Genomic DNA, 12,227 nt, shown 5'->3' with positions numbered 1-12,227 from the left:
TCGGCCTCGCGAACTCATCATCCAGCGCGAAGCAAGGAGCGTAGCGGCGCAGGCCACAGGTTGATAACTCCACAGGCATTCACCGCATTACGAAAACCGCTTCCAATGCCGGGCGAAGGCGCTATCTATGGCGCGGGGCGGCTCCCAATCACTCACGAGGCAATCCATGACAATTCGCGCTGTCGTCTGGGGCGAGAACATCCACGAGCGGACCAATGAGGTGGTGGCCTCGATCTATCCGGAAGGCATGCACGCGACCATCGCCAAGGCGCTCTCCGCCGACAAGGCAATCTCCGCCTCGACCGCGACGCTGGAGCAGCCGGAGCACGGCCTGCCCCAATCCCGCCTAGCCGAAACCGACGTGCTCGTCTGGTGGGGTCACAAGGACCATGGCGCGGTGGCCGACGAGGTGGTCGAGCGCGTAGCGCGCAGGGTCTTCGAAGGCATGGGGCTGATCGTGCTGCATTCCGGCCATTTCTCGAAGATCTTCAAGCGGCTGATGGGCACGCCCTGCACGCTGAAGTGGCGCGAGGCCGGCGAGCGCGAGCGGCTCTGGGTGACGAGCCCAAGCCATCCCATCGCCGAAGGCATCGGCGAGTTCTTCGAGCTCGAGAACGAGGAGATGTATGGCGAGCAGTTCGCCGTGCCGGAGCCGCTGGAAACCGTCTTCATCTCCTGGTTCCAGGGCGGCGAGGTGTTCCGCTCGGGCCTCACCTACCGGCGCGGCGCCGGCAATGTCTTCTACTTCCGCCCCGGACACGAAACCTATCCGACCTATCACGACGCCACCGTGCAGAAGGTGCTGCGCAATGCGGTGAAGTGGGCGCACAACCCGCAAGGAGCGAAGCCCGCCATCCTCGACGCGCCGAACGTGCCGGTGGAAAAGGCGCTGGAGCCGATCGAGGAGCGCGGGCCCAAGCTGCATGCGCATGGCGAGGCCGGTTTCCGCTAAAAAGCGCCTCTCCGCTTCGTTTGGGATTGCGCCAAAACAGCGCCCGGGTCACATTCTCCCCCCGTTGTTGAATCGAACCAAATCGCTCAAAGGGACAAAAAATGCGGCTTTTGATACTCGGTACCGGCTGGATGGCGCAGGAACATGCCCGCCGCTTCGGCGCGATCGAGGGCGTCGACATCGTCGGCGCCGTCGATGTCGATGCGGCCCGCGTCGGCGAATATGCCGACGCCTACAAGATCCCGAAGCGCTTCACCTCGCTGGAGGCGGCGCTCGACTGGGGCGATTTCGACGCGGTTGCCAATGTCACGCCCGACCGCATCCATCATCCGACCACCATGGCGCTGGTCGCCGCCGGCAAGCCGGTGCTGTGCGAGAAGCCGCTGGCGGAAAATTTCCGCAAAGCCAACGAAATGGCCGATGCCGCAGAAGCCGCCGGCATCGTCAACATGGTCAATCTCACCTATCGCAACGTCGCCGCGTTGCAGAAGGCGCGCCGGATGGTGCAGGCCGGCGAGATCGGCACGGTGCGCCATGTCGAGGCGTCCTACCTACAGAGCTGGCTGGTGTCGAAATTCTGGGGCGACTGGCGCACCGATCCGAAATGGCTGTGGCGGCTGTCGCGCGGCCACGGCTCGAACGGCGTGCTCGGCGATGTCGGCATCCACATCCTCGATTTCGCCAGCTATGGCGCGGCGCTCGATATCGACCATGTCTTCTGCAGGCTGCGCGCCTTCGACAAGGCGCCGGGCAACCGCATCGGCGAGTACCAGCTCGACGCCAACGACAGTTTCGCCATGACGCTCGACTTCGCCAACGGCGCCTTCGGCGTGGTGCATGCCAGCCGCTGGGCCACCGGCCACATCAACGAGTTGCGCCTGCGCATCCATGGCGACAAGGGCGGCATCGAGGTGGTGCACAATCTCGAGGGCTCGATGCTGAGGGCTTGCGTCGGCGACAATGTCGAGAGCGCCAAATGGGAAGAGCTCGACGCCGGCACGGTGCCGACCAACTACCAGCGCTTTGTCGAGGCGGTGAAGAGCGGCGCGCAGACCGAGCCGACCTTCCGCCACGCGGCGGGCCTGCAGAAGGTGCTGGACCTTGCCGTGGTGTCGGACGAGAAGCGGGCGGAGTTGAGGGCCATCGCGGATACGCAGTAGCGCTTTCCTCTCCCCCGCCAAAGGCGGGGGAGAGGTGTCCGCGAAGCGGACGGAGAGGGGGTCTCCCCCTCTCCGTCTCGGCTTCGCCGAGCCACCTCTCCCCCACTTCGTGGAGGCGAGGAACAAGATCACCGAGCGCGGTAAATCGCCACCGCCGCAGCCACTAGCGCGGCGTTGCCGTCCGCCACGCTTCCGTCCGGCAATTCCTTGCCGTCCTCCAGCCCGACCCGCGTCGACAGCTTCCGCGCAGCCGCCCTTTCCACGAACGGCCATACCGTGGCGTTCTCGCCATGCAGCAGGATGGAGCGGCGGATGCCGGCGCGCTCCAGCACGGTCTCGATGCCGTCTGCCACGGCAAAGGCTTCATCCAGCGCCTGCTCGGAAATCTCGACCAGCACGCGCAGCACCCGCCCGCCATGGTCGAGGCCGACCAGGCGCTCGGCGTCGGCAATGGAGGCCAACCCCGCCTCAATGCCGATGCCGCGCTGGCGCAGACTTTCCATGACGACGGGGGCCGCCGTCTCGCTGAGATTGACCGAGGCATAGTCGGGCAGTTCGCGCCAGGCAGAGATGGCAACCAGCGTGCGCAAATCGTCCTTCTCGATCCAGGCGCCGGTGGAAACGCCGATCAGCGTGCCCGGACAGGCGCGGCGCAGTGCCGCGACCGTGCTGTCCATCGCCTCTGGCGCCAGGCTCTCCCGACCGTCGGCGCCGCGCGCGTGCACGTGCAGCTCGGCCGCGCCCGCCGCGATCGAGGCCGCGGCATCGCGCGCCATCGCCCCAGGATCGAGCGGCAATGCGAGGTGGAAATCGGCGGCTCGTGCGCCGTTGATGCAGGCCTGGACGATCATCGTTGCGGCGATCCTGTTTCGGCTGGCCGGAGACTAGCGCAGGGCCAGAATGATCGGAACGGACATGGCAAGTCTCCTGACAGGCAGGGCCAAATACCCTGGCCCCACGGCCAGGGGATAAGCTTTTGTCGCCGGCAACTGCCGAGCTTCGAAATCCGTTATGCCGGCACCCGCTTCAGCGCCTGCGCCATACAGTGGATGCCGCCGCCGGTCTTGGAGATCTCGCTCATATCGATGGCGGCGACCTCGAATCCCCGCGCCTTCAGCTGGCCGATCAGCGTCTTGCTCGACGTTGGCGCGATCACCCTGTCCTTGCCGAGCGACATGAAGTTGCAACCCAGCGCCATCGTGTCCTGAAAGGGCACGTCGATGATCTCGTGGCCCTTGCCCTTCAGCCAGTCGACGATGCCGGGCTCGGTGCAGGCGAGGCAGACGGCGGTGAGCTTCTCGGCGATCGGCACCACCATCAGATCGATATGGACGTAATATTCGTCGATGAAGGCGAGCCGCGTCTCCCAGCCTTCCTTGTCGAACCAGGCCTGCACCTGACGCGCACCTTCTTCCTGCGTGCGGGCACCGCCGCAGCCGATCAGCACCACGCCCTCCTCGATGACGTTGAAATCGCCGCCTTCGAAGGTGCCGGCGGTCACCATGTCGTAGATCGGGATGCCGAGCTTCTCATAGGTGCGGATGGCCGCATAATTCTCGCCGCGCCGCCACCAGTTGGCCATGGCGGTGATGAAGGCGCCGTAGGGAGTCATCACGCTGGAATCGCGCGAATAGACCTGCATCGGCAGTTCCGGCGTCGGCTCGTGCCAGTGGATGTTGACGCCGAAATGCTCATAGGCCGCGACAAGGTCCTTGTGCTGCGCCTGCGCGATCTGGATGTTGCAAGGCGCCTCGCGCAGATGCTTGCGCGACAGCGAGCTGGTCGACAGGTGACGGAGGAAGTTCGGCGAGCCGAGCAGCACGTCGGTCAGCACGTCAGTCTCGTTGGCGAAGCCCCAGGCGGTCAGCGGCTTGGTGCCGCCATTGGGGTTGCGGCGCTGCAGCGAGAACGGCTCGGCGACGATGCGGTCATGGACGGTCATGGTGTTCTCCTCGGGATGGTTTGTTTCGTGTCATGAGATGGAGGCGGCCGGGATCCACCAGTCGCGCCCGCGCGGCGTGGTGACATATTCGGGCCAGCGGAAGTTGATCGGCGGTTCGTAGTCGCAGAGCGGCGCGATCCAGTTCGAGCCGCCGACCCCTCCGCCGGTTCGCCTGACGAACTCGTCCATGGCAGCGTCACGCGCGGCCTTGTCTTCCAGCAGGCGCAGCGCCGTCAGCGCCACCGTCTTGGCGGCGCAGGTGACCATCGGATCGATGGTGGCGGGGATGCCGCCCAGCGCATTCATCGCCCAGGCCGGATAGGTGTAGCCGGCGGCTGCGCGCAGCGCCGGACGGGCGATGTAGAAACGCGATGTCGGCGCATGCCAGCTCATGTCGGTGTAATCGTCGGAAGTGGAATTAACCTGCGATGGCGGCAGATCGCGGCGCAGGATCGCTTCGGCCTCTTGCGGCGAAATCAGCTGTTCCAGCTCGTCGATGAACGGATTTTCCGTCGCCTCGCCGCCTGCATTGACCTGGACCTCGCGGGCGATCGCCCTCGCCTCCTCGCTCCAGCGCGGCGCGCCGACCATCGAGAGTGACTGATAGGTGATGTCGGCCATGGCGTGGTTGGCGAGACCGGGTCGCGACTTCGACACCCAATGGCGCTCGTAGCGGCAGCCGCTCATCTTCGCCGCGGCTTGCGCGTTGCGGTCGAGAACGGTAGTCACCTGCTCGGCCATGGCAATGGTCGGCACGCGGATCATGTACTGGATCTCGGCAAGGCCGGCCGGAAGGTTGTCGGCGGTCGCCTGCCCTGCCGTCAGGATCGCCTCGCTGATCGACCAGCCGCCTTGATGCGTGAGCATGGAATCGCGCAGCGCCTTGGACGCCATGTACATCATCATCAGCGCGTCATTGGCGCCGGGCGCCCTGACCGCCGAATGCGCCTGCGGGATGGGTGCTGCGTCGCTGGCGCGAACCCAATTTTCCGGTTCGTCGCAGATGAAGCGGTAGATCATCGCATAGGCGGCGCCGCAATGCGTGTCCCACCGCGCGGTGTTGCAGAGCGGCAGCATGTAGAAGGGATGGAAGGAGATCATGCCGGCAAGGCCGTCATAATAGCCCTTGGCAGCATGGATCGGCTTGGAGCCCCGCACCTTCTCGGCCGGCTCGCCGGTGAAGCGCAGCGCGCCCGTGATGCCGTGCTCCAGCATCGCCGCCTTGGTGGCCAAAAGCCCGCCGAGGCTGCCGATGCCGAGGCCCGAATGCGGATCGGTATGGCCACCCGCCTCCTGCCCAAGGCCCGGCCGCGCGCGTTTCACCGTCGCTGCGTCCTGGCAATTGCCGGGCACGGCGTCGTATTCGCCATACATGCCGATCACGGGGCCGTCGCCATTCGTCCAATGGGCGCAGAAGGCCGTGGGCATGCCGCCCGAGCCTTCCTCGACCGAGAAGCCCTCGCGCTTCAGCCGATCCACATACCAGGCCGCCGACTGGTACTCGCGCCAGGCGGTCTCGCCGAAATCGAAGATGGTGCGTGTCCAGGCCGAGAGCAGCGGCTGGATGCTGTCGATGCAGGCAAGCGCGGTTTCTTGCGCTGAAGTCGTCACCGGTTTGTCCATGCTTAAAAGAAAGCAGTGAAGCCGCGCATCAAAAAGTGATATGTTTTCCCGGCTCGTGCAAATTCGGTTCACCTGAGGCCTCTTGCGAATACCATCCACGCAGGCGCTGCGCGCCCTCGACAGCTTCGCCCGTCACGGCAGCGTCTGGCGCGCCGCCGACGAACTCCACCTCACCCGCAGCGCGGTTTCGCATCAGCTGAGGCTGCTTGAGCGCGACCTCGGCTTCGATCTCCTGCAGCGCATCGGCAAGGGCGTGGCGCTGACGCCGCGCGGCCAGCGCTACGCGGCCGACGTCCGAAAGGCGCTGACCGTGCTTGGCGATGCGAGGACTCAGAACAGCGGCGCCGGCGTCGGCGGCTCCTTCGCTATCTCCTGCCCGCCGGGCTTCGCCTCGATGTTCCTGTGCACGCATATCGGCGAGTTCCAGCAGATGTATCCGGACGTGACGCTCTCGGTGCTCACGCCGCGGCGGCTCGACGATGTCAGCAATCCGGATGCCGACGCCTTCATCGCCTTCGGCGTCGGCAACTGGCCGAACCGGGCGGTGGAACTGCTGTGCGAAGTCTCCTTCACGCCGCTTTGCAGCCCGAGACTGCTCAACAAGGTCGGCGGTTTTTCCAAACCCGCCGACGTGCTGCGCGCCAACCTCCTGCATCTTTCCGACACCGAGGACTGGGCGCGCTGGCTGGCGCTGTCCAAGGTTGAAAATCCCGATACCGAAGGCGGCATCTTCTTTTCCGATATGAATCTGGTCTTTTCGGCGGCAATCGCCGGCCAGGGGATTGCGCTCGGCGACGAGCTGACCGGCCGCCAGGCGCTGAGCGAGGGCCGGCTGGTCAAGCCGTTCGAGGCGACCGTCCCGTCGCCGCGCTCCTATTTTCTGGTCTTCGAGCACGCCAAGGCGGGGCACCCGGTGCTCAATGCCTTCGGCGACTGGCTGAGGGCGAAGCTGTCGGAGAGCAGTCTGGCTAAGTATTGAGATGGGCGCTGCCGCGTCGCCGCTCCGCACCACGCGTGAATCAAATTTGCCGATCAGGCGAAAACTATTCGGTTGCGGTGAGCCGCAGCCGTGCCTACGATTTGGCTTGACGGTGAGGATAGAGGCAGGATGCAGCAACCCGGCCGGGCCGCAGAGATCAAGGCGAACGGGATCGGCAAGAGCTTCGGCTCGTTCCGGGCGCTCGATAATCTGACGCTCGATATCGGCCGCGGCGAATTCCTCACGCTGCTCGGACCATCCGGTTCCGGCAAGACCACCTTCCTGATGATCCTCGCCGGCTTCGTGCAGCCGAGCGAAGGCAAGCTTTTCAGCGACGGTGTCGACATCACCAACCGGCCGGCCGAGCAACGCGCCGCCGGCATGGTGTTCCAGGGCTATGCTTTGTTCCCGCATATGAGCGTCGAGCAGAACATCGCCTTCCCGCTCAAGGTGCGCAAGAAATCCGCCGCAGAGATCAAAAACCTTGTCGGCGAGATGATCGAACGCGTCGGTCTCAAGGGCCACGAGAAGAAGCTGCCGGCGCAGCTTTCCGGCGGCCAGCAGCAGCGCGTGGCGCTGGCCCGCGCGCTGGTGTTCGAGCCGGGGGTGCTCTTGCTCGACGAGCCGTTCTCGGCGCTGGACAAGAGCCTGCGCGGCCAGATGCAGGCCGAGATGAAGCGGCTGCACCAGGAGACCGGCACCACCTTCGTTTTCGTCACGCACGACCAGAGCGAGGCGCTGGCGCTGTCGTCGCGCGTCGCCATCTTCAATCATGGCAAGCTGTTGCAGGTCGGCAGGCCAGACGAGGTTTATAACCGGCCGACCAACCGCTTCGTCGCCGAGTTCCTGGGCGAGATCAACATGCTGCCGGTGAAAGGCGTGCGCCCCGCCGACAATGGCGCGACCGGGCTCTGCGAAGACCGCGCGGTCAACATGCGCTGCAAGGCCGAGGCGATCAAAGGCGACGCCATCCTCGCCATCCGCCCCGAGGACATGTCGATCGCGCCGGAAGCGTTCGCCAACCAAAACGGCATTGCTGCGACGGCCGTCGCCTCGACTTATCTCGGTGCCGCGACCAAGCTCGACCTCACCACGCGCCAGGGCGCCAAGGTCACCGTATCGGTGCCGAACGAGGTCGCGGCCGCGGCGCTGAGCAAAGGCAATTCCGTCTGGCTGACCTGGCCGGCGGAAAAGGGTTTCCTCCTTCCGGACGGAGGACAATAGAGAGCGCCGCCGCGGCCTTAATTCGCCGCCCGGCTTCCGGTTCAAAATCAACGACAACAAGGGGAACTGACATGACGAACGAAACCAAGAAACAGACGATCAAATCCCTCGCCGAGCGGACCAAGCGCGGCGAGATCTCGCGCCGGCAGTTCGCGCAGCTTGCGGGCCTCGTGCTCGCCGGCACGCCGATGCTTTTGCGCTCGACCGGCGCTCAAGCCGAGACCAAAGGGCTGGTGCTGGTGAACTGGGGCGGCGACGCCATAACGGCTTACGATGCCGCTTACGGCCAGGCCTTCACCAAGGAAACAGGCATCCCGGTCAAGATGGACGGCTCCGGCCCGACCGAAGGTGCTATCGCCGCGCAGTACAAGAGCGGCGCGCCGACCTGGGACCTGGTCGACGTCGATCCGTTCTCGGCCATCACACTCGGCGGCCAGGGCATGCTCGAGCCGATCGACTACAAGGTCGTCGACAAGAGCAAGATGCGGCCGGGCTTCGGCTGGGAATATGCCGCCTCGACCTACTTCTTCTCCTATGTGATCGCCTATGACTCGCAGAAATTCGGCTCCAACGCGCCGACCGGCATGGCCGACTTCTTCGACGTGAAGAAATTCCCCGGCAAGCGCTCGCTCTACAAATGGGGCGTGTCGAGCTGGGAAGCGGCGCTGCTGGCAGACGGTGTGGCACCCGCCTCGCTCTATCCGCTGGACCTGAAGCGCGCGCATGACAAGATCGCCGCCTTCAAGGAAAACGTCGTCTCCTATTGGGGCGGCGGCGCCGAAAGCCAGAGCGTATTGCTCAACGGCGAAGCCTCGATGGCGATCGTATGGTCGACCCGCGCCTCGTTGATCGAGCAGGACTCCGGCGGCCAGATCAAGTTCATCTGGGACCAGGGCCTGATCTCGCCCGGCGCGCTGGCGGTGCTGAAGAACAATCCCGGCGGCAAGGACGCGGCGATGAAGTTCATCGCCAGCACCCAGGATCCGCAGAAGGAGCTGGTGATGTTCGACAAGCTCGGACAGGGCCCGGCCAATCCGGCGGCCGATGCGCTGATCCCGGCCGACAAGAAGCGCATCAACCCGGTCGATCCGGACAACATGAAGAAGCAGATCCCGCTCGACATGGAGTGGTACGCCAAGAATTACGGCGCCGCGCTCGACGAATACACCAAGATCATCTCGGCCTGATCAGGCCGAGATTTCTGACCGATGAGAGGCCCCCTCTCCGACAGGATGGGCGCGGCGCTGTTGATGGCGCCGCTGCTCCTGTTTTTGATCCTTGCCTATGCCTGGCCCTTCCTCGGCGTGGTGAAGTGGAGTTTTACCCTCCCAACACCAGGCCTCGGCCAGTACCACGCTTTGCTCACCGACGACCTGGTGCAGTCGGTGTTCATCCGCACGCTGCGCATCGCGGCGATCGTCACCGTGGTCTCGGTCACCGCCGCCTATGCCATCACCGTGGTCTGGGTGCGCGGCAGTCCGGTGCAGCGTGTGCTGGCCGAGTTCTGCATCCTGGTGCCTTTCTGGATCTCGGTGCTGACGCGCGCCTTCGGCTGGGTCGCGCTGCTCTCCAACCGCGGCCTGATCAACACCTGGCTGCAATCGGTCGGCTTCATCTCGGAGCCGCTGACTTTGGTGCGCAACGAGTTCGGCGTCATCGTCGGCATGTCGCATTTTCTCATTCCTTTCGCGGTGTTCCCGCTGGCATCCGCCATGCGCAGCCTGGACGAGCGCGTGCTGCTCGCGGCGCGTGGCCTTGGCTCCAGCCGCATGCGTACCTTCTGGACGGTGTTCGTGCCGATGACGCGCTCCGGCATCATCGGCTCGGCGCTGATCACCTTCGTCTTCTCGCTGGGCTTCTTCGTCACGCCGGCAATCCTCGGCGGCGGCCGCAGCGTCATGATCGCGGAGCTCATTTACCTGCGCATCTTCCAGAGCCCGGACTGGGGGCTGGGCGCGGCGATCAGCGTCGTGCTGGTGGTGTTCGTCGGCGCGCTGATGGCGCTGCTGTTCCGCTACGTCAAACCGAAGCAATTGGTGTAGCCAAGATGCCGACCTACCGGCCCGGCCCCGTCTCGCTGCTCCTCGCCGTTCTGGTGGCACTCTTCCTGCTGATGCCGTTGCTCGCCGTCATCCCGGTGTCGCTGACGCCGAGCCGGATGCTGACCATGCCGACGGGTGAACTGTCGCTGCGCCACTACCGCTCGCTGATCGAGGATCCGCGCTGGTTGGACTCGATCCTGCTGTCGCTCAGGATCGGCATCGTCAGCAGCATCCTTTCCACCGTGCTTGCCCTCACCTTCAGCCTCGGCGTGTGGATGTTTCAGCCGCGCTTCACCGCCGCCCTTGTCGGCTTCGTGCTGTTGCCGATGGTGGTGCCGCCGGTGGTCTCGGCGGTGACGCTCTATTTCCTGCTCACCTCGGTTTCCGGCGTCACCTCCTTCTTCGGGTATGATACCTGGCTGGGCGTCGCCATGGCGCATTCGGTGATGACCGTGCCTTTCGCCACGGTGCTCATCCTCGTGTCGCTCAGCCAGCTCGACCGGCGCATCGACCTTGCCGCGCGCGGGCTCGGGGCCAGCGTGTGGGAGCGCGCGACGCGCGTCATCATGCCCAACATCAAGTTCGGCATCGTCACCGCGGCGCTGCTGTCTTTCGTGCTCTCCTGGGAAGAGATCGGCGTGACGCTGTTCATCACCTCGGTCAACGCCATCACCCTGCCGCGCCTGATGTGGATGGGCCTGCGTGATAACATCGACCCGGCGATCGCCGCGCTCTCGGTGATCCTGATCATTATCACCGTGCTGGTGCTCGCCGTGCGCAGCGTCATCACAAGGCAGCGCGGCGCACGCTAGAGCGAGGCGTCGTTGGGCGGCAAGGCACATCGTCGACCCGCAACGAAAGAGGCCCGCCGGGAGCGGCGAGCCTCTTACGGAGCCGAAGTGGAAGCTTGGCGCCGTCATGATCCGGGGGTGTGGATCGACTTGGAATTTAACCAACAGCGCCCGGCCAGGCGACTTACAAATCCGTAATCTTCGGCTGAGCCGCGCACCCAGTCACACGAGAAACCACGTGTTATCAGCGGCTTGCAGCGAATATCGGGCTTCGACGCATCGCCTCTCAAACAAACGTGATGAACCGCCGGCGAGCGGCCTGGCAAGAGCTGTTCAAGGAGACGTGGGCGGCGACGCGATGCGGTCCGCTTATACTCAGTCTGCGCCGTCGAGGCGTCGCGCCGGACGAAGGCCCCCCGGCCTCGTCCGTGCATGGCAAGCAGCTCAGGCAGCCTGCGGCCGCCGCATCCTCTCGACCAAGGCCTGCCTTGCCGGTCCGGCAAGCGGCTTGTCCGTCGTCAGCAGGCCATCGAGCAGTGTCAGAAGCTCGCGCGCTGCCGAAGACTTGCAGGAATAATAGACCATCTGACGATCGCGGCGGGTTTCGACAAGACCAAACCTGCGCAGTTTGGCCAGGTGTTGCGACAGCGCCGACTGGCTGAGTTCGACCTTGTCGGCGAGCACGCCGACCGAGAGTTCGCCCTCAGCGAGGTAGTTCATGATGAGCAGACGCTTCTCGTTGCCCATCACCGCAAGAAAGGCTGCCGCGCTTTCTGCGTTGGCGGTAAGTTTCTTGGTGACCATCGATTTCCCCATGGTTCATGCTCTTCCGAAGGCCATGGGGGCAATGGCTTCGGAGTTCCAGAGCGTTGACGGGCGTGCCCCGATTTGGACGGGACCTGCCCTGCTTCTTTTCGACCAGAACCCCTTCGTAACCCGGTTGCCACCACGTCGGGGTTGCTGGTCTCGGACAGAACGCACGGCGCTTTTCTCGCCGCAAGTCAATGCAGACTCGGAAAAATTCCGTGCTGCTAATGCGTATCAGCGCAATGCTCATTCGGCAAGAATATAACGAGACCCGACAAAACAGCGGTCAGCCGCAGCCGCGGAAGCAGGCCGGGCGAGGCGGCTGACCAAAGAGGCCTGCGGCTATGTACCGGCGACTCACTCCCGATCTTGAAGCATGCTAATATGTTAGCCGGGGCAGAGAGGGGCCGGGCTATTAGGAGGAAGCCATGACCGCGGTGCGCAACACATTCACCCCTGACGAGACGGCCATGCTTGGCCGTGTCTACGCGAACGGCAATGTCGAGGGCGAGACCGCCGAACAGAAGGAAGCGCGCGCTTCGCGCATCATCGCCAATTACATGGCGGGCATCACCGACGAGGCGGAATTGATGGAGCTTTCGCGGCGGCCGCTTGGCCGATGAACGGCGTGCGCCGCCTTCGTGAGACGGCTTCACGGTAAGTTGACGTTCCGGATCGGAACCACGCGGCAAAATTTCGTGTTCCGA

At 64.7% G+C, this 12,227-nt stretch carries 12 protein-coding genes; 8 read left to right on the top strand and 4 right to left on the bottom strand.

What is annotated here, in order from left to right; genetic code table 11:
• The first annotated feature begins 166 nt into the window (after nt 1–166).
• On the top strand, nt 167–952 hold the full coding sequence (locus CK219_RS12865) for a ThuA domain-containing protein (protein WP_095767113.1): 786 nt from the start codon (nt 167–169) through the stop codon (nt 950–952).
• A 101-nt stretch (nt 953–1,053) separates the two neighbouring features.
• Nucleotides 1,054–2,112, top strand: a complete 1,059-nt coding sequence (locus tag CK219_RS12860) for a Gfo/Idh/MocA family oxidoreductase (RefSeq protein WP_095767112.1) — start codon at nt 1,054–1,056, stop codon at nt 2,110–2,112.
• Between the two features lie 128 nt (nt 2,113–2,240).
• On the opposite strand, the gene CK219_RS12855 is transcribed toward CK219_RS12860, so the two are convergent.
• From CK219_RS12855 to CK219_RS12845, 3 genes are all read right to left on the bottom strand, one after another.
• Nucleotides 2,241–2,963, bottom strand: coding sequence for a 3-keto-5-aminohexanoate cleavage protein (locus tag CK219_RS12855; RefSeq protein WP_095767111.1), 723 nt, complete (start codon nt 2,961–2,963; stop codon nt 2,241–2,243).
• Nucleotides 2,964–3,121: 158 nt separating this feature from the next.
• Nucleotides 3,122–4,054, bottom strand: coding sequence for a dimethylarginine dimethylaminohydrolase family protein (locus tag CK219_RS12850; protein WP_095767110.1), 933 nt, complete (start codon nt 4,052–4,054; stop codon nt 3,122–3,124).
• A gap of 30 nt (nt 4,055–4,084) precedes the next feature.
• Nucleotides 4,085–5,677, bottom strand: coding sequence for an amidohydrolase (locus CK219_RS12845; protein WP_141245334.1), 1,593 nt, complete (start codon nt 5,675–5,677; stop codon nt 4,085–4,087).
• An 82-nt stretch (nt 5,678–5,759) separates the two neighbouring features.
• Between CK219_RS12845 and CK219_RS12840 the strand changes: the two genes are divergently transcribed.
• The 5 genes from CK219_RS12840 (at nt 5,760) to CK219_RS12820 (ending at nt 10,734) form a co-directional block, all read left to right on the top strand.
• A complete protein-coding gene (locus tag CK219_RS12840; RefSeq protein WP_095767109.1) occupies nt 5,760–6,656 on the top strand; it encodes a LysR substrate-binding domain-containing protein in 897 nt (298 codons plus the stop codon).
• 129 nt (nt 6,657–6,785) lie between these two features.
• Nucleotides 6,786–7,880, top strand: coding sequence for an ABC transporter ATP-binding protein (locus tag CK219_RS12835; RefSeq protein WP_095767108.1), 1,095 nt, complete (start codon nt 6,786–6,788; stop codon nt 7,878–7,880).
• Between the two features lie 71 nt (nt 7,881–7,951).
• Nucleotides 7,952–9,067, top strand: a complete 1,116-nt coding sequence (locus CK219_RS12830) for an ABC transporter substrate-binding protein (protein ID WP_095767107.1) — start codon at nt 7,952–7,954, stop codon at nt 9,065–9,067.
• A gap of 21 nt (nt 9,068–9,088) precedes the next feature.
• Entirely contained in the window at nt 9,089–9,922 is an 834-nt protein-coding gene (locus CK219_RS12825) for an ABC transporter permease (protein WP_095767106.1), read from the top strand.
• A 5-nt stretch (nt 9,923–9,927) separates the two neighbouring features.
• Nucleotides 9,928–10,734 (top strand): ABC transporter permease, encoded by an 807-nt coding sequence (locus CK219_RS12820; protein ID WP_095767105.1) that lies wholly within the window; start codon nt 9,928–9,930, stop codon nt 10,732–10,734.
• A 423-nt stretch (nt 10,735–11,157) separates the two neighbouring features.
• On the opposite strand, the gene CK219_RS12815 is transcribed toward CK219_RS12820, so the two are convergent.
• Nucleotides 11,158–11,517 (bottom strand): metalloregulator ArsR/SmtB family transcription factor, encoded by a 360-nt coding sequence (locus CK219_RS12815; RefSeq protein ID WP_095767198.1) that lies wholly within the window; start codon nt 11,515–11,517, stop codon nt 11,158–11,160.
• A 431-nt stretch (nt 11,518–11,948) separates the two neighbouring features.
• Here CK219_RS12815 and CK219_RS12810 point away from each other — a divergent pair, with 431 nt between their 5' ends.
• On the top strand, nt 11,949–12,143 hold the full coding sequence (locus CK219_RS12810; RefSeq protein WP_095767104.1) for a hypothetical protein: 195 nt from the start codon (nt 11,949–11,951) through the stop codon (nt 12,141–12,143).
• The last annotated feature ends 84 nt before the right edge of the window (nt 12,144–12,227 follow it).

Origin of the sequence: Mesorhizobium sp. WSM4313 (genome assembly GCF_002294725.1) — a bacterium.
Taxonomy (GTDB): Bacteria; Pseudomonadota; Alphaproteobacteria; order Rhizobiales; family Rhizobiaceae; genus Mesorhizobium.
The sequence above is the reverse complement of the archived record's forward strand: the minus strand, read 5'-3'. Positions and strand labels throughout refer to the sequence as shown.